Annotated in this window: 14 protein-coding genes; 7 read left to right on the forward strand and 7 right to left on the reverse strand. The window is 68.8% G+C overall.

Annotated elements, in window-relative coordinates:
- Together EIZ45_RS13010 and EIZ45_RS13015 are read right to left on the reverse strand one after the other, a co-directional pair.
- Entirely contained in the window at positions 1-951 is a 951-nt protein-coding gene (locus EIZ45_RS13010) for a carbohydrate ABC transporter permease (RefSeq protein WP_037818356.1), read from the reverse strand.
- The gene (locus EIZ45_RS13015; RefSeq protein ID WP_134663357.1) at positions 948-2,333 is read right to left on the reverse strand and encodes an ABC transporter substrate-binding protein; all 1,386 of its coding nucleotides are present in this window, start codon (positions 2,331-2,333) and stop codon (positions 948-950) included. Before EIZ45_RS13015 ends, EIZ45_RS13010 begins: the two co-directional genes overlap by 4 nt.
- 129 nt (positions 2,334-2,462) lie before the next feature.
- Here EIZ45_RS13015 and EIZ45_RS13020 point away from each other — a divergent pair, with 129 nt between their 5' ends.
- The 5 genes from EIZ45_RS13020 (at position 2,463) to EIZ45_RS13040 (ending at position 6,771) form a co-directional block, all read left to right on the forward strand.
- Positions 2,463-3,494 carry a LacI family DNA-binding transcriptional regulator gene (locus EIZ45_RS13020; protein ID WP_134663356.1) on the forward strand — a complete coding sequence of 344 codons (1,032 nt, stop codon included), beginning with the start codon at positions 2,463-2,465 and terminating at the stop codon, positions 3,492-3,494.
- 10 nt (positions 3,495-3,504) lie between these two features.
- Positions 3,505-3,804, forward strand: a complete 300-nt coding sequence (locus tag EIZ45_RS13025; protein WP_134663355.1) for a GNAT family N-acetyltransferase — start codon at positions 3,505-3,507, stop codon at positions 3,802-3,804.
- 186 nt (positions 3,805-3,990) lie between these two features.
- Positions 3,991-5,007 (forward strand): S1 family peptidase, encoded by a 1,017-nt coding sequence (locus tag EIZ45_RS13030; RefSeq protein ID WP_134663354.1) that lies wholly within the window; start codon positions 3,991-3,993, stop codon positions 5,005-5,007.
- Positions 5,008-5,104: 97 nt separating this feature from the next.
- A complete protein-coding gene (locus tag EIZ45_RS13035; RefSeq protein WP_134663353.1) occupies positions 5,105-5,947 on the forward strand; it encodes a hypothetical protein in 843 nt (280 codons plus the stop codon).
- Positions 5,948-6,015: 68 nt separating this feature from the next.
- Positions 6,016-6,771, forward strand: coding sequence for an SDR family NAD(P)-dependent oxidoreductase (locus EIZ45_RS13040; protein ID WP_134663352.1), 756 nt, complete (start codon positions 6,016-6,018; stop codon positions 6,769-6,771).
- A 243-nt stretch (positions 6,772-7,014) separates the two neighbouring features.
- Here EIZ45_RS13040 and EIZ45_RS13050 read toward each other — a convergent pair whose 3' ends face one another.
- The 3 genes from EIZ45_RS13050 to EIZ45_RS13060 form a co-directional block, all read right to left on the reverse strand.
- Positions 7,015-7,431, reverse strand: coding sequence for a VOC family protein (locus EIZ45_RS13050; RefSeq protein WP_134663351.1), 417 nt, complete (start codon positions 7,429-7,431; stop codon positions 7,015-7,017).
- Between the two features lie 33 nt (positions 7,432-7,464).
- Positions 7,465-8,751: a diguanylate cyclase gene (locus tag EIZ45_RS13055; RefSeq protein WP_205669938.1), complete on the reverse strand. Its 1,287-nt coding sequence runs from the start codon at positions 8,749-8,751 to the stop codon at positions 7,465-7,467.
- 1,227 nt (positions 8,752-9,978) lie between these two features.
- The gene (locus EIZ45_RS13060; RefSeq protein WP_134663349.1) at positions 9,979-11,229 is read right to left on the reverse strand and encodes an MFS transporter; all 1,251 of its coding nucleotides are present in this window, start codon (positions 11,227-11,229) and stop codon (positions 9,979-9,981) included.
- Positions 11,230-11,365: 136 nt separating this feature from the next.
- Here EIZ45_RS13060 and EIZ45_RS13065 point away from each other — a divergent pair, with 136 nt between their 5' ends.
- Positions 11,366-12,865 (forward strand): serine/threonine-protein kinase, encoded by a 1,500-nt coding sequence (locus tag EIZ45_RS13065; protein WP_134663348.1) that lies wholly within the window; start codon positions 11,366-11,368, stop codon positions 12,863-12,865.
- Here EIZ45_RS13065 and EIZ45_RS13070 read toward each other — a convergent pair.
- Positions 12,862-13,440: an HAD family hydrolase gene (locus tag EIZ45_RS13070; RefSeq protein ID WP_205669937.1), complete on the reverse strand. Its 579-nt coding sequence runs from the start codon at positions 13,438-13,440 to the stop codon at positions 12,862-12,864. The genes EIZ45_RS13065 and EIZ45_RS13070 overlap by 4 nt on opposite strands.
- Before the next feature lie 98 nt (positions 13,441-13,538).
- Here EIZ45_RS13070 and dinB point away from each other — a divergent pair, with 98 nt between their 5' ends.
- Complete coding sequence (gene dinB, locus EIZ45_RS13075; protein ID WP_134663346.1) at positions 13,539-14,756, forward strand: DNA polymerase IV; 1,218 nt, start codon at positions 13,539-13,541, stop codon at positions 14,754-14,756.
- An 870-nt stretch (positions 14,757-15,626) separates the two neighbouring features.
- On the opposite strand, the gene EIZ45_RS13080 is transcribed toward dinB, so the two are convergent.
- Positions 15,627-16,421: an NAD(P)-binding domain-containing protein gene (locus EIZ45_RS13080; RefSeq protein ID WP_205669936.1), complete on the reverse strand. Its 795-nt coding sequence runs from the start codon at positions 16,419-16,421 to the stop codon at positions 15,627-15,629.
- Positions 16,422-16,627: the final 206 nt, after the last annotated feature.

Consider the following 16,627-nt stretch of genomic DNA (forward strand, 5'->3'; position numbering starts at 1 on the left):
TCAGTCCTCCGCTCGCAGCAGCCGCACGAAAAGCAGCGACACCGCCATCACGATGATCACCAGGAGGAACGAGTTCGCCGCCCCGGTGCCGAGATCCGCGTGGGTGATGTGGTTGTAGAGGTAGAGCCCGGCCGTGGTGGTCGACGTGTACGGCCCGCCCTGCGTCACCACGTACGGCTCGGCGAACATCTGGAACACCGCCAGGGTCTGCAGCACGACGCTGAACATCAGCGACCGGCGCAGCAGCGGAACGGTGATCGACCAGAGTTGCCGCATCCGGCCCGCCCCGTCGAGCGAGGCCGCTTCGTACAGTCCGCGGTCGATCTGCTGGAGTCCGGAAAGGACGATCAGCACGACGAACCCGGTGGTCTTCCAGAGAAACAGCAACGCCAGCGTCGGCTTCGCCCATCCGCTCGTGACGAGCCAGCCGACCGGCGGCAGCCCGACCGCGCCGAGCACCGCGTTCACCGCGCCGTTGTTCTGGTCGAACAGCACGATCCAGATCTGCGCGACCGCGACCAGCGGGGTCACGAACGGCACCACGAACGCCACTCGGTAGAACCCGCGCAGCCGCTTGATCGCGTTGAGCAGCACGGCCACGAGCACGGCCAGCACGATCTGCGCCGGGACGATCAGCAGCCACAGCACCCCGGAGTTGCCCAGCGACGACCAGAAACCGTTGCTGGTCAGCAGATACCGGTAGTTGTCGAAACCGATCCAGTGCGCGGCGCCGGAGCCGTGCCAGTCAGTGAAGCTCAGGCGCAGCGTGAAAAACAACGGGTAGACGCTGAAAGCCAGGAACACCAGCACGAACGGCAGCACGAACAGGTAGGGGGCGAGGCGGCGGCGCCACGCGAAGGCGCGCCGCCGCGGTTTTCCGGCCCGCGGTCCGACGGACGGAGACGGCTCCCGGAAAACCTTCGCCTCGGCGGTAACGGAACGAGTGGTCATTTGCGGTCGATCAGGTTGGTCTGGATGTCTTTGCTCGCCTTGTCGATCACCTGCTGCGGAGTCAGCGCGCCGTCCAGCATCTTCTGCAGATCAGTGCCGAGGTAGTCGACCGCGCCCGACCACCAGGCAGGGATCGGCGCTCCGCCGGGGATTTCCCGGCCCGCTTCGACGGCGGTCTTCCAGACGTCCTGGCCGCCCATCGCGTCGATCGGCCGGAACAGCGGCTTCGCCGGATCGGCCGCGGGCAGGTAGGCGGGGACCGACGTGTTCAGCCCGCCCGGATAGACCGCGTTCGGACCGTAGACCGCGGTGTAGCCCGCCTGGTCGAACATCAGGAAGCGGTAGAACAGCCAGGACAGCTTCGGGTTCTTGGCGTCCTTGGGGATGACGAACGACGAACCGCCCATCGCACCGCTGCGTGCGCCGCCGGCGTTCCACGCGGGCAGCGGCATCGCCCGCCAGTCGCCCTTCGTCGTGGTCAATTGCTGCTGCGGGGCGAAGTCGAACCAGATCGCCCACGGGTAGAAGACCTCGTCGCCGGAGTCCAGCGCGCTCACGTCGCTGGGCTTGAGGTACTCCGCGCGGGTGCCGAGCCCTTCCTTGCGCACGGTGTCGAGCCAGGTCAGGATCTGGTGGTACGGCGGGGAATTCAGCCGCAGCTTGCCGTCCGGGCCGGCGAGGCCGGTGCCCAGCTGGCTGGCGAACATCTCCAGCTGGAGCTGGCTGTTGAAGGCGTTCTGTTCCAGGTGGATCGGCTTCGCGCCCGGCTTGAACTGCTGGTACTTCTTCGCCGCGGCGACCAGATCGGCGTAGGTCTTGATGCCGTTCGGGTCGATCCCGGCGGCGCTCAGCGCTTTCGCGTTGTAGAACAGCAGCCCGGGGTCGAGGTCGAAAGGAACGCCGTAGATGCCGCCGTTGACGGTGTTGACGTCGACCTTCTGCTTGGCGATGTCCTTGGTGTAGGGCGCGAGCACGTCCTTGAGATTCCACAGGTGGCTGACGTAGCCGCCGACCTTGGCGTCGTCGAGGAACACTCCGTCAGGCACGTCGGTGCCGGTGATCAGCGTGTTCTGGAGCTTGCCGTCGATGTCGACGGCCTCGTGCTTGACCGTGACGCCGGGGTATTTCGCGGTGAACTTCTTGATCGCGGCGTCGAAGACCTTGTACAGGTCGCCCGAGCGGTCCCAGATCGTGATTTCGCCTTTCGGCGCGTCTTCGGACGGCGCCTGCAGCACGGCGTTGTCCGCCGCCGAACCGCCGGAGCTGATGTCCGGGCCGCAGCCGGTCAGCCCGGCGGTGAGCAGGGCCGCGGCGGCGACGGCACCGGCCCGGCGGGCGAGGAGGCGGGCTGTCCGTCCGCTCCGTCGGAGAGTGGGGTTCATGGCACTCCTTTGTGCGGGACGGTGGCAACGCGGCGAGGCGCGCCGCGGATTTGCCAACGTAGGCAAACTGTACGACATGCTTGCACACGTTGCAAAAGGTAGGATGACTTTCCGGGCGGAAGGAGTTTCATGGCGGCGACGTTGCGGGACGTGGCGGACCGGGCGCGGGTTTCCGTGCGGACGGTGTCGAACGTCGTCAGCGGGTACGAGCACGTCAGCGAGAAGATGCGCCAGCGCGTGCTGAGTGCCATCGACGAACTCGGCTACATCCCGAATCCGGTCGCCCGCACGCTGCGCACCGGCAAGACCGGCTTGCTCTCGCTGGTGGTGCCCGAGATCGACGTGCCGTACTTCAGCCAGCTCGCCCGCGAGGTCATCGACGCCGCCGCGAGCCTCGGTTTCCAGGTGATGATCGACCAGACCGGGCACGACCACGAGCGGGAACGCCAGCTGCTGCGCGGCGGGGGCAGGCGGAACCTGTTCGACGGCATGCTGTTCGCGCCGCTCGCGACCAGCGAGGAACTGCGCGACGTGGACCCGGCCCGCTCGTCGCCGCTGATCCTTCTCGGCGAGCACGTCTTCGACAGCCGCTTCGACCACGTGGCGATCGACAACGTCGTCGCGGCGCACGACGCGACCACGCATCTGCTCGACCGCGGCCGTACACGCATCGCGGCGATCGGCGCCCAGCCGAAGGAGACGTACTCGACGCCGTTGCAGCGCACCGAGGGATTCCGCAAAGCGCTCGACGAGCACGGGCTCGAGCCGGTGAACGCGTTGCAGGCCACCGCGGCCCATTACGGGCGGGCCGACGGATACGCGGCGACGGCGTCGCTGCTTCGCGAATCCCCTTGCCCGGACGCGATTTTCTGCTATTCCGACCTGCTCGCGATGGGTGCGATCCGAGCGGTTTTCGACGCGGGTCTGCGGGTCCCGGAGGACGTCGCGATCATCGGCATCGACGACATCGAGGAAGGCCGCTATTCCCGCCCGTCGTTGAGCACCGTCTCGCTGGACACTCCGTTCATCGCCCGGACCGCGGTGTCCCGTCTCGCCGCCCGGATCGAGAACCCGGAGCTGCCTGCCGAGGAGTTCGTCGCGCCGCACACGGTGCTTGCCAGGGAGAGCACGGAATCGGGTCCCGCCGGCGGTGGTGTGTGAAGATGCGGGAATGAGCGAAGAGACCAGCGTTTCCCGCAACGACAGCGAAAACCGCTACGAAGTGTATGCGGACGGCAAGCTCGCCGGCTTCGCCGAGTTCACCTCGAAGGACACCGAAACCGTCTTCACGCACACGGAGATCGGTGACGAGTTCGGCGGCCGCGGGCTCGGCAAGGTGCTGGCGAAGGCGGCGCTGGATGACGTCGTCGCGCGGGGCGGCGTGATCGTGCCGGTGTGCCCGTTCATCGCCGGGTACCTGCGCAAGAACGAGGGCTACGCCGAGCACGTCCGGTGGCCCGGACAGCATTGATCCAGGTCGCGACGCAGGTCAGCGGTGCCGTTCGGGGTATTCCAGGTGGCCCGAACGGCGCAACGGTGTCCGATTGGTCCGCATTTTTTGGTTATTAACCAACCTTCGTCGGTTTCGCGTTGGTTGCCGGGCAACAAAAGTGTGGGGCGTCCCACCGGTCGGTTCAGCCCACCTGGAGGAAGATCCATGACTTCCCGGAAGACGCTCGTCGCGGGATTCACCGCACTGTCGGCCGCGGCCTTGACCGCGGGCATGTGCGTGAACGCCGCCTCGGCAAGCCCGATGGCGTTCGCCCAGATGCAGGCACAGGCGATCACCCAGGCGACGCAGGTCGCCGACACGCTCGGCGCCGGAAACGGCGGCATCTACCTCGAACGCGGCAAGGCGGTCCTGAACGTCACCGACGCCGCGGCGCAGGAGAAGGCAGAGGCCGCGGGCTTCGCGACCAAGCTCGTCAAGCACAGCTTCACCGCCCTCACCGGCGCGAAGAACCAGATGGACACCGTCAAGAACGTGCCGCAGACGTCGTGGGGCATCGACACCAAGACCAACCAGGTCGTGGTGAAGATCTACGACTCGGCGTCCCAGGCCACGAAGGACAAGGTCGCGGCGGCCGCGGCGAAACTGGGCGACGCGGCGCGCGTCGAGCACCGCTCGGGCAAGCTGGCCACCTACATCGCGGACGGCGACTCGATCAACAACGGCCAGTTCACCTGCTCCCTCGGCTTCAACGTGACCAAGGGCGGCCAGCCGTACATGCTGACCGCGGGCCACTGCACCAACGAGGGCGGCACCTGGTCCGGCGGCGACGTTTCCGGCGCGCAGGTCGTCGAAAGCGACTGCCCCGGAGCCGACTCCGGCCTGCTGACTCGCCCGAACGGCTCCGGCCCCGGCGCGATCAACACCGGCCAGCAGATCACCAGCGCCGGCACGCCGACCGTCGGCGAGCAGATCCAGAAGATGGGCCAGACGACCGGCGGCGGCAGCGGCGAGGTCACCTCGGTGGACGAGTCGGTCAACTTCGACGTCGGCGTCCTGAACCACGAGTTCGGCACCACTGCCCACACCGACCACGGCGACTCGGGCGGCCCGGCGTACGACGGCGAGAAGGGCCTCGGCACCCTCTCCGGCGGCGACACCCAGACCAGCTACTTCTACCCGCTGACTCTGGAACTGCAGTCCTACGGCCTCGAGCTCGCCTGAGGTTTTTCGGTTCCACGGCCCGCCGTCCCCCTTCCGGGGCGGCGGGCTTCTTCCTGCGCGGCGGTTTTTGTCGTACCCGGGGCCTAGAGTTTTCCGCATGAAGCCGAACCCGGCCCGAAACCTCTGGACCGCCATCGAACCCCTCCACGCAGTCGTCTACTTCGCCCCGGAACCCGCCGCGGCGGCGAAGAATGTCGGCTTGCGCGGCTGGTGGATGGGCTACTTCGCGGGCCGGGCGGCGCCACTCGGTCCCATCGGCCCGGAACCGGTCACGTCGATGTTCTTCGGGTTCGCGCCGCGGATGGTCGAGCGAGCGCTGCCGGACGCGTGGACGTTCGCTTCTCCCGCCGATGTTGTGCGCACGCGGGTGGAAGCGGTCGAAGCGGCGTTGACGCGGCTGCTGGGTCCGTCCACTGTGGACGAACTGGTCACGCTGCTGGAACAAGCGGTCGCCGCCTGCCAATTCGACGCCCGCCCACTCGCCGCGGCCTGGTCCGCGGTGCCTCGCCCGGACCGGCCGCTGGCCCGGTTGTGGCTCGCTACTGCCGTCCTGCGCGAACATCGCGGTGACGGCCACGTCCTGGCCGCAGTCGCGTCCGGGCTGACCGGGCTGGAAACCACCCTCACCCACATCGCCACCGGAGCCACCAGCCGCGAGCAAGTCCAGCGCGCCCGAGGGTGGACCGACGAGGAATGGTCCGAGGCAACGGCAAACCTGGTCGATCGCGGTCTGCTCGACGCTGGCGGGTTGACCCCAGCGGGTGCGGAAGTCCGCCGGACCATCGAGGAAACCACCGACCGCCTGGCCGCCGCCCCGCTCGAAGCCTTGGGCCCGGAAGGCGCCGACCGGCTGCTGGACCTGGCGATCCCGTTAAGCCGGCGGATCATCGACAACGGAGGTGTGCCTATTCCAAATCCGATGGGTGCGGAACGTCCCTGAGAACGGTGTCGATTTCCCGGTTCCCCGCTCGACGCACTGGTGACAGGCACGAGAAGGGAGCCCGGAAGATGCTGCTCGAAGGCAAAAACGCGGTCGTGTACGGCGCTGGCGGAGGAATCGGCGGTGCGTTCGCGCGAGCGTTCGCGGAGGAAGGCGCACGGGTCTTCCTGGCCGGACGTACTCGCGAGAAGCTGGACCGAGTCGCCGGGGAGATCCGCGCTGCTGGCGGTACCGCCGACGTCGCCGTGGTCGACGCGCTCGACGAGAAATCTGTCGATGCGCATGCGGACGCGGTAGTCGAGGCCGCGGGCAGTCTCGACATCTCGGTGAACGTGATCAGCCACGGCGACGTCCAGGGGACTCCGATGGTCGAGATGTCGTTGGCCGACTACGAACAACCGGTAGTCAACGGCGTGCGCACCACCTTCCTCACCATGCGTGCAGCGGGTCGGCACATGAAACGCCAAGGCAACGGCGTAGTCCTCCTCTTCGGCGGCGACGGCGACCCGGTGCGCAACCACGCGGTCGGCGGTCTGCAAGTCGGCTTCTCCGCGCTGGAAGCGATGCGTCGACAACTCGCCGCCGAACTCGGCCGGTACGGCGTCCGCACGGTGACCCTTCGGACCGGCGGCGTCCCGGAAACGATCCCCGCGGACTTCCCCGGTGCCGAGGAACTGAGTGCGGAACTCGCCGAGCCGACCATGCTCGGCCGCACCGCAACGCTGGCCGATGTCGGTGCGGTGGCGGCGTTTGTCGCGTCCGATCGCGCCCGGACGATGACGGCCGCGACGGTGAACGTCAGCTGCGGTGCGCTGGTGGACTAGGCCGGTTGGACACCGGTGGTTGCTGTGGTTGAGGGTGAGTTCTTGGCGCGGGCGGAGATCTGTTGGACGGCCCAGCTGGTGCTGTCGGGGTCGGCGAAGTGGGCGTACCGCGATGCTGGCCGATCTCGGTGCGGTGGCGGCGTCTGATCGCGCGCGGGCGATAACGGCCGCGACGGTGAATGTCAGCTGCGGCGCGCTGGTGGATTAGGCCGGTTGGACACGGGCGGTTGCCGTGGTCGAGGGTCAACTCTTGGCGCGCGCGGAGATCTGCTGGACGGCCCAGCTGTTGCCGTCGGGGTCGGCGAAGTGGATGAACCCGATGTTGTCGAGGTCTTCGAGCGCGCCGGTGCCCGGGTCTGAGCCGTAGACCTGGAGTTCGCCGACGTCGACGCCGCGTGCGACCAGCTCCTCGCGAGCCTTCCGGACGTCGGCGACGACGAGCTGCAGACCCTTCAGCGAACCCGGCGGCATGTCCGGGACCATGCCCTTGCCCAGCACGATCGAACAGCCGGATCCGGGCGGCGTCAGCTGCACCAGGCGCTGGCCCGGTCCGGGGTTGATGTCGTGGTCGAGGCGGAAGCCGACCTGGTCGACGTAGAACGCTTTCGCCCGGTCCACATCGGTTACTGGAACGACGACGACCTCGAGAGTCCAGTCCATGAGACGAGTTTTAGCGGTGGCCTGAGCAGGCGGTCAAGCGCTGGCCAGCTCGACGCGGTTCCGGCCCGCCTGCTTGGCGCGGTACAGCGCGGCGTCGGCGGCCACCAGCACGTCGTCGACGCTGGAGAGGTGCTTCGCCGGGTACAGCGCGCAGCCGATCGAGACGGTCAGGTCGCTGATCACCGAATCCTGGTCCGGCAGCGCGACGACCACCTGCGGGATCCGCCGCCGGATGCGATCGGCGATGTGGCCGAGGTGTTCGGCGCTCGGGATGTCCGGCAGCGCGATCGCGAACTCCTCGCCGCCCCAGCGGCCGCACACGTCCTGCTCGCGGACCTCGTCGCGCAGCGACAGCGCGATCTCCCGCAGCACCAGGTCGCCGGTGGGGTGGCCGTAGGTGTCGTTGATCGCCTTGAAGTGGTCGAGGTCCAGCAGCAGCACGCCGACGCTGTCCTGGTTCGCCCGCGCGCGCTCGAGGTAGCGCTCGGCGACTGTGCGCCACCAGCGTTTGGTGGCGAGCCCGGTGGTGACGTCGGTGCGCGCGTCGCGCTGGAACTGAGTGAGCAGCAGCCCGCGGTGCAACGCCACGAGCGCGATCACGACGCCCGCCAGGATCAGCGGGTTGGCCAGCAGCAGGAGCGCAGCGGTGACCAGGCCGAGGCCGATCGCGCCGGCTTCGAGGAGCTGGTCGCCGAAACCGGAGAACAGGTCGGCGAACGACCGCGGCGGGCTCGACAGCGCGATCGCGACCATGACGAGCGCGGTGTTGATCGCCCAGCGCAGCCCGGCGGCGAGCACGAAGACGATCAGATCGACCAGGCCGGGCCCGAAGCCGTGGGCGAGCACCCCGGGGTACTCGTGCATCCCGAGCGCGAGCACCGCGACGGCGGCTTGCGTCCCGCACAGGACGGACGCGCAGGAGAAAATCCAGCGGTGCGGCAGGACCGGCCGTTCGCGCGGCCAGATCCGCCACCAGGCGACGGCGTAGGTGAGCACGACCATCGCCGACGCGAGGATCGCCGGCAGTGCCACTACGGCGGCGATGCTCCACACGGCCTTGGTGTCGACGTACGCGACTGTGGGTGCTCGGCTGTACTCGCGCTGCCGTTCAATGTGCCGGGTCGCCTCGATCGCGAGCGCCGCGCATACGGCGAGAACCCCGAAGCGGACCAGGTCGATCTGACGCACCGGCGCGAGCCACGCGGTGGCGAGGGTGGTGCCCACCGCCACGACGTTCACCAGCAGCACATACATGCGGACGTGAGAGGGCAGCCGCCATAGGCGCCAGCCTGTGAACCACCCGGCAACTCGTCCGCGCACTCTTCACCTCACCCGATTGGCTTCTACGGTAAACGACGAGGCGCGTTGTGTGCTGCCTGTCGTCCGGACTCTGGGAAGCCCCGGGGCGATTTCGCCCGGTCAGCCCAGCGCCAGACGGCCGGCGAGGGGAGGTGGCCACTGTGAGTAGTGACCAGCTGCTCCGAATCCGGGCCGGACCAGGGGATCCACGAGGGTCCCATTTGGCCCCCCCATGGCCACATTCGGTGACCAGCCGACCGGCGATGACGTGCGAAAACCGCCGAAGGCGCGACTCTGAAACGGAGGTGACAACAGTGCGCGACAACAACTGGACGGCTCTTCGGTGACCTCGGTCTCCCTCGCGGTCTCGACTCGAGGTCGAGACTTCGGCCTTCGCAGATGAGAGGAGGTGCCCACAGTGCGGGACAACAACTGGTGAATGGGGCGGAGGAGGGAATCCGGGATGCGGAAAGGAGGCTCGCGATGCGCGACAACAACTGGACTCGCTGAGACGGCTGAAACCACTGCACGAAATGTGCGCGGAGGAGGTGAACAACTGCCATGCGCGACAACAACTGGACTCGCTGAACGTGCTGAGTGCTGACCGTCGATCCGGAAGGGAGCTGCCGTCGTGCGCGACAACAACTGGACCCGCTGAATCCCAGCAACCACTGCCGTCAACTCGCGAAAGGAGCCGCTGCTGTGCGTGACAACAACTGGACTCGTTGAGTTCCGCCGACCATCGCCCGTCGAGCCGTGAAGGGAGCCGCCCGCGATGCGTGACAACAACTGGTCTCGCTGAACCCCCACAACCCCCGCCCGCCAACTCGCGAAGGGAGCCGCCGCGATGCGTGACAACAACTGGATCCGCTGAATCCCGCGACACCGACCGCCCAATCGCGAAAGGAGCCGCCGCCGTGCGTGACAACAACTGGTCCCGCTGACCCCCGCGACCACCGCCCGTCGAGCCGAGAAAGGAGCCCCGCCGTGCGTGACAACAACTGGATCCGCTGAATCCCGCGACACCGACCGCCCAATCGCGAAAGGAACCGCCCCATGCGCGACAACAACTGGTCCAGCTGAGCCCGTAACCACCGCCCATCAAGCCAAGAAAGGAGCCCCGCCGTGCGCGACAACAACTGGACCCGCTGAACCGCCCCCAGCCCGCCCTACGAGGAGGTGAGAGGGCATGCGTGACAACAACTGGACGTGACCGAAGCCAGTCCCGCGGCGCACCCGTCCCGCGGATTACGGCGCGGGAGGTGGGGTGGCCCCGTCGAGGGGAGTTCGGCGGGGCCGCACCGCGCGGTCCGCTCGCACCGCCCGCGTCCAGGCGATCCCGGCCAGAGCGGCGCATCCCGCCCCGGCGACGGCGGCGATCGCGACCACCGTCGTCGGCGCGAAGGCCAGTGCCAGCGCGCCCGCGGCCGCGATCGTCAGGCCTTGCGCCGCCCGCAACGCCGCGATCGCGACCCCGATCACCTGGCCGCGCTGTTCCGGCGGCGCGGCGAGGCTGTACTGCACCTGGGTGATCAAGTCGTGCGCGGAGAACATCCCGGACACCGTCCAGACCGCGACGACCACCGGCAACGCGGGCGTCCAGCCGGTCGGCAGCAGGACAAGACTGCTCGCCACCGCGAGCGGGCCCAGCCACCGCACCTGCCGTGCCCGCGGCAACCGGCTGATCAGCAGCGCGCCGAGCAGCGTCCCGACCGGGTTCGCGACCAGCAGCCAGCCGAGCACGCCCGTGCCGCCGAGTTGCGCGGCCACGGGCACCGCCAAGCCCTCCGGCACCACGTAAAACCCGCAGCAGCACGCGATCGCCAGCAGCGACCGCAGTTTCCGGTCCCGCGCGACCAGCCGGCAACCAGCCTTCAGCGACGCCCATTGCGGCACGTGCGCGGTCACCTTCGAAACCGGGTACAGCCGCAATCCCCAGCGCAGCGCGGCTGCCGAGACCGCGAACGTCACGGCGTCGGCCCACAGCGCGCCCGAAACCCCGAGCCACGCGACCACCGCGGCGCCCGCGCCGAAGCCGATCACCAGCGCGGCCTGGTACGTCGAGGAGAGAATCGCTTGACCGGTCGCCAGTTTCTCCTCGCCGAGCATGTCCGGCAGGACCGCTTGCCGAGCCGCCTGAAACGGTCCGGCCGCGAGTTGCACGATCACGAGCAGTCCCGCGGCGACCGGCCAAGGCATGCCGGGGATCGCCATCAACGCGACCAGCAATGCGCGCACGACATCCGCGACCACGAGCACGGTCCGGCGCGGGAACCGGTCGGCGAGCCCGCCGAGCGCACCGCCGAGGAGGTCCGGCAAATAGGTGAGCGCGTACGTCCCGGCGGCCCAACCCGCGGACGCCGTTCGGTTGAACACCAACACAGTCAGCGCGACTCGTGCTAGTTGATCACCTGCCACCGACAATACGTGCGCGAGCCAGAGCGCACGAAATTCGCCCATCCGGAACACACTCCGGAAAGACGGCGCTGTCGTGGTCATGTGCTCACCCTGTCGTGACTCGGCCACCCGGAGCAACCCCGGCCTGGCGCGGGTGGGTCGCGGATCCGGCTCCGGCCGTCCGTGGAAAACTGGGTGATCGCCGTCCGTGGATGATGTCGCACCGAAGGGTTTTCCGTTGACCGAGGAGAGCCGGCAGGTCGCCGGTCGCTACGAGCTCGTCGAACTGATCGGCAGCGGCGCGATGGGGATGGTCTGGCGCGGGGAGGACAAGATCCTCGGCCGCGTCGTCGCGGTGAAGGAACTCCTCATGCCCGTGAACCAGGGCGAGGACAAGGTCGAGGAAGCCCGCAACCGCGCCATGCGCGAGGCCCGCATCGCCGCCCGGCTGCAGCATCCGAACGCCATTTCGGTCTTCAACGTGGTCGAGCACGAGGACCGTCCGTGGCTGATCATGGAGTACCTGCCGTCGCGCAGCCTCGCGGTGAAACTGCGCGAGGACGGCCCGCTGACCGTCGACGAGGCGATCCCGTTCGCGGTGCAGCTGGCGGGCGTGCTCGCCGCCGCGCACCGGGCGGGCATCGTGCACCGCGACGTCAAACCGGGCAACGTCCTGCTCGGCGACGACGGCAGCACGGTCAAGGTGACCGACTTCGGCATTTCCCGCGCGGTCGGCGACGTCACGCTCACCGCGACCGGCGAAATCTCCGGCACGCCCGCGTTCCTCGCGCCCGAGGTCGCCCGCGGCGAGGAAGCGACGTTCGCCTCCGACGTGTTCGCCCTCGGCGCGACGCTGTACATGGCGGTGGAGGGCGACCCGCCGTTCGGCACCGCGGACAACGCGATCGCCTTGCTGTACCGGGTTTCCAGCGGTTCGATCAACCCGCCGAAACAGGCCGGGAAGCTGGAGCCGCTGCTGCTGAAGCTGCTGGAGCTCAAGCCGGAGGACCGGCCGTCGATGGCCGAGGTCGTCACGGAACTGCGCAAACTCGACGGCGGCGTCACCCCGGTCGTGGCGGTCCCGGAACCGCCGACCCTTCCGGACGCTAAGCCGCCGGTCGTGCCCACCACGGTCGCGGTTCCGGCCGCGGGCGCCGCCGCCGCGCCGCCCGCGGGTTCGGACCGAAGACGCCGCGGGATGATCTTCGCCGGGGCGGGCGCGCTGCTTGTCGTGATCGCCGTGATCGTCACTGTCGTCCTCACCCGCAACCACGGGGGCGAAAACCCCTCCGCGAACCCGCCGCCCGCCGCCGAGAGCTCCGCGGCTTCCAACGCTCCGGCGACCTCGTCCGCGTCGCAGCCGTCACCGTCGACGCAGCCGTCGGCGCCGTCCTCGTCGAGCAGCCCTCCGTCGTCCAGTTCCGCGGCGAACTCGCCCGAGGCGATGGCTACCGCGCTGCGTGCCTACTTCTCGTACCTGCCGAGCAATCTGGAAGCCGGCTGGGCGATGATCAGCGACAAGTTCCGTGCCGCGCACAAAAATCAGACTTTCGACGAGTACAAGGCGTGGTGGAGCCGGTTCAGTTCGGTGACCGCGAACGACGTGAAGGTCACCGGTGAGAACACGCTCACCGCGGTGATCACCTATCACCGCGCCGGCGGCGGCCCGACGACCGAGACGCACCGCTACACGATGTCGCAGCGCAACGGCACCTGGCAGATCGACGTGGAGAACTAGCTCTCGAGCAGCAGCGCGATCGCGGCGGCGGGTTCGCGGTCCGGGCCGACTCGCACGGTGCGCAATCCGGCGGACCGGGCGGGTCCGACGTCCGCGCCGACGAACCAGGCGTCGTCCAGCGTGGTCTCGCAGCGTTCGGCGACGAGCCTGAACAGCTTCGGGTCCGATGTGGACAGTCCGTCCGGCCCGGCGAGCGCCCAGCCGTCCACGAGTCCGGCGATTCCGGTGCACAGCAGCGTGGACAGCTGCGGTTCGCCCTCGCCGAGGACGCCGATCCGCCAGCCCGCCGCGCGCAGCCGGGGCAATCCGGCCAGCACGCCTGGCGCGGCCGGGACGAGGGCGGGATGGCGTTCGCGGTAGGCGTCTTCGAGATCGGGTTCTTGCAGGTCGAAGCGCTCGCGAAGGTTTTTGAAGAACGTCGCCCGGTCGGCGCGCCCGCGGTCGTCGGCGGTGATGAGCCACGCGGCGTCCGCGTCGGCGAGCCGGTGTTCCGCGCAGAACTCCCACGCCCAGCGGCGGAATCCCTCCGCGCGATCGACGAGCGTGGTGTCGAGGTCGAACAGGACGAGCCGCACGGGGGAGAGGTTAGCGCGTTCCGTCCGGGCTTCGGGAGATTTTCCTACTCCGTTCGAGTGAACGGATCGCGGTTTTTGTCGGTGTTCGATGCGAACATATGTTCGTGACGAGCGAAGGACCGATCCTCCACGCCGATCTCGACGCGTTCTACGCCTCGGTCGAGCAGCGCGACGATCCCCGGCTGCGCGGCAGGCCGGTGATCGTGGGCGGTGGCGTGGTGCTGGCCGCGAGCTACGAGGCCAAGGCGTTGGGCGTGCGCACCGCGATGGGCGGGGCGCAGGCCAGGCGGTTGTGCCCGCATGCCGTGGTGGTGCCGCCGCGGATGCCGGTCTACAGCGCGGCGAGCAAGGCGGTGTTCGAGGTGTTCCGGCAGACGACGCCGGCGGTGGAAGGAGTGTCGATCGACGAAGCTTTCTTGGACGTCGGCGGTCTGCGGCGGATTGCCGGACGTCCGTCGGAGATCGCGGTACGCCTGCGCGCGGAGGTGCTGGCGCAGGTCGGGCTGCCGATCACGGTAGGGGTGGCGCGCACGAAATTCCTGGCGAAGGTGGCGAGCGGCGTCGCGAAACCGGACGGTTTGCTGGTGGTGCCGCCAGATCAGGAGCTGGAATTCCTGCACCCGCTGCCGGTGGAGCGGTTGTGGGGAGTGGGAAAGGTGACGTCGGCGAAGCTGCGGGAACGCGGCGTCCGCACCGTGCGCCAGGTCGCCGAACTGCCCGAGGCCGCGCTGGTCTCCATGCTGGGCCCAGGTTCGGGCCGTCACCTGCACGCCTTGGCACACGGCCGCGACCCGCGCGCGGTTCAACCAGGAAAACGTCGCCGCTCGATCGGCTCGCAACGCGCGCTGGGCCGCCGCTCCCGCTCTCCGGCCGAACTGGACGAGATCGTGGTGTCTATTGTGGACCGATTGGCCCGTCGGCTGCGCGGCGCGTCGCGGGTATGCCGGACGGTGGTGCTGCGAATGCGCTTCGCGGACTTCACCCGCGCCACGAGGTCGCACACGCTCGCCGACAGCACCGACCACACGGAAACCCTGCTCTGCGCCGCCCGCGGCCTGCTGTCCGCGGCGCAACCGCTGGTGTACGACCGGGGTTTGACGTTGCTGGGCCTGTCGTTCTCGAACCTCGACAGCCACGGCGCGGTGCAGTTGGCGCTGCCGCTGGATCAACCGTCCAGCCCAGCGCTGTCCGCGGAGGCGACTGCGCTGGACTCAGCAGTGGACGCGCTACGAGACCGCTTCGGCGCGGCCGCGCTGACCCGAGCGGCGCTGCTGAGCCATGAGGCGGGGATGGAGATGCCTATGCTGCCGGACTAATCGAACGCGGTGGTCCCGCGGGTACTTCGCCGTGGGTCCGGACGACTTTGCGCGACAGCACGCTCCGCGTGTGAGAGTGCGGGAGGTCGTTGCCCGGCATCCGGAATGGATGCCTGTGCTGCCGGATCTAGTGAGCGTGGTGATTCCGCGAGGGCTGGTACCCGAACCGGGCGGGTAATCCCGGGACAGCTGGATGCTGGGCGGAATTTTGGCTGGCCGGGATCTGAGTGCGGTGGCTTGCGCCGACCCGATATGGCTGCACTTGGCCGTAGTCGGAGACCGCGCTCCGGGCGGCCGTTCTTCGGATCCGGTATGGACTGGCTCGGTTTCGGCGGCGCCACCGAAACCGGTGCCGAGTCCAGCCGCCGCTCTGCAGCCGCCGGGCCAAGGTGACGCGGCACCTGGAGGAGGTGCTGTGCGGCCTTGGGAGTCCGGTGTTGTGGGTGCTGGGCGGGGCGGCTGCCGGAGGGCGAGGTCCTGTGTGGCTCCGGGGATCCGGTGCTGCGGGTGCTCGGTCAGCGGCTCCTGGAAAACCAGGTGCCGAGTACCACCGGGGAATCCTGTTGCTGCGGGCAGCGAGTGGGGCGACGACTGGACGAACAGGTGCGGCGTGCCCCAGAAACACGAGCAGGTGCGGCGTGCCTCACGAAACCCGGAGCTGCGGCTGCTGGGCCGGTGCGGTTCCGGTGAGCTGATCTTGTTCAGGCTCAACGTCGTTGACCGCAGTCGTCACCCGCGGGCGTCCGTGGTCCGTTCCGGTCATCGCACGCGCGGACGGGGGAGTGCCGAGGCACAATCCCCCGCCCGGCAAGATCCATGCGAGCGACAGGCCGTTCCAGGGCACGGAAACAGGTCTTCGCCCGGAAGCCGCTATTTCAGGTCAGCGAGCAGACCGTCCAGGGCTGTGGCGAGGGCCTCGGCGTTGGCTGGCCCGAACCACGTCGTGCGGATTCGTTCGTTGTTTCCCTGAGGTGTCTCGTGGTCGGCGGCAAGCTGATCCAGCGAGCGGCTCTTGTCCTCCAGTGCGCGGCCGACGTTCTGGAAGAGACCGCGCACGTACCGTTCGGCGACCTCGGTCGCGATGCCATGCTCGCCGGCCCAGGCGGTGAGCGTGGCGAGGTAGGCGTAGTGGGCGGTGAGAGTCCCGGTCAGGGCGGAGAAGACGTTGAAGGCGTCCTCGTCCGCGACGGGCAACGACCCGCCCAACTGGTCGAAGAGAGCGTCCACCGCTGGATGCGGAGGTGTGGTCACGGTGACGGACCGGCGAACGCGCACGGCGGGCAGCGGGATGGCGCGGACGATCGGGGCGGCGGTGCCGAGGGTTTGGCGCAGAGCGTCGATGCCGACCCCTGCCATCAGGGTGACCACGATCTTCTCGTCGGCCACCTTGAGCCCGCCTAGCGCTTCGTGGCGGTCTTGGCGGCGCACGGCGATGATCACCAGGTCCGCGCGGTCCACGACCTCCTGGTTGTCGGCGCACACCTGGACGCCCTCGAAACGTTCGGACAGTTCGGCGGCGGTGCGGGCTCCTCGCGGGGAGAGGAAGATGTCCGCGGTCGCACCGTTTTCGTGCCGGATGCCTTCGACGAGGGCCTTGCCGATCTCGCCGACGCCGACGATGCCGATTTTCCGCATGTTGTTGTCCTCCAGGGAATGCTGGGTCATGTCGGTCGCCTGGCGCTCCACGGCGAGCCGACTGCGAGACGGCCGAGAGGTGATCGTTGTGCTGTCGGTGCAATGACGCTTCGCAGGCAAGCCGCAGATCGTCGGGCGAACCGGCGGGCACCAGGTCGTGGCAGTGCGCCGGACACCGGTTTTTGGGGCCAGGCAACGCTCATGCAGTCCAGACCGAGCCGGGCGTTGTTGTGCAC

It is taken from the genome of Amycolatopsis sp. CFH S0740 (genome assembly GCF_004522315.1).
In the GTDB taxonomy this organism is placed as follows: domain Bacteria; phylum Actinomycetota; class Actinomycetes; order Mycobacteriales; family Pseudonocardiaceae; genus Amycolatopsis; species Amycolatopsis nivea.

Excerpts from the sequence above, each read along its gene's own strand:
- EIZ45_RS13030 (WP_134663354.1), top strand. The coding sequence starts at position 3,991 with ATGACTTCCCGGAAGACGCTCGTCGCGGGATTCACCGCACTGTCGGCC.
- dinB (WP_134663346.1), top strand. The coding sequence starts at position 13,539 with ATGTTCGTGACGAGCGAAGGACCGATCCTCCACGCCGATCTCGACGCG.
- EIZ45_RS13020 (WP_134663356.1), top strand. The coding sequence starts at position 2,463 with ATGGCGGCGACGTTGCGGGACGTGGCGGACCGGGCGCGGGTTTCCGTG.
- EIZ45_RS13040 (WP_134663352.1), top strand. The coding sequence starts at position 6,016 with ATGCTGCTCGAAGGCAAAAACGCGGTCGTGTACGGCGCTGGCGGAGGA.
- EIZ45_RS13035 (WP_134663353.1), top strand. The coding sequence starts at position 5,105 with ATGAAGCCGAACCCGGCCCGAAACCTCTGGACCGCCATCGAACCCCTC.
- EIZ45_RS13080 (WP_205669936.1), bottom strand. The coding sequence starts at position 16,421 with ATGACCCAGCATTCCCTGGAGGACAACAACATGCGGAAAATCGGCATC.
- EIZ45_RS13060 (WP_134663349.1), bottom strand. The coding sequence starts at position 11,229 with ATGACCACGACAGCGCCGTCTTTCCGGAGTGTGTTCCGGATGGGCGAA.
- EIZ45_RS13050 (WP_134663351.1), bottom strand. The coding sequence starts at position 7,431 with ATGGACTGGACTCTCGAGGTCGTCGTCGTTCCAGTAACCGATGTGGAC.
- EIZ45_RS13015 (WP_134663357.1), bottom strand. The coding sequence starts at position 2,333 with ATGAACCCCACTCTCCGACGGAGCGGACGGACAGCCCGCCTCCTCGCC.
- EIZ45_RS13025 (WP_134663355.1), top strand. The coding sequence starts at position 3,505 with ATGAGCGAAGAGACCAGCGTTTCCCGCAACGACAGCGAAAACCGCTAC.
- EIZ45_RS13010 (WP_037818356.1), bottom strand. The coding sequence starts at position 951 with ATGACCACTCGTTCCGTTACCGCCGAGGCGAAGGTTTTCCGGGAGCCG.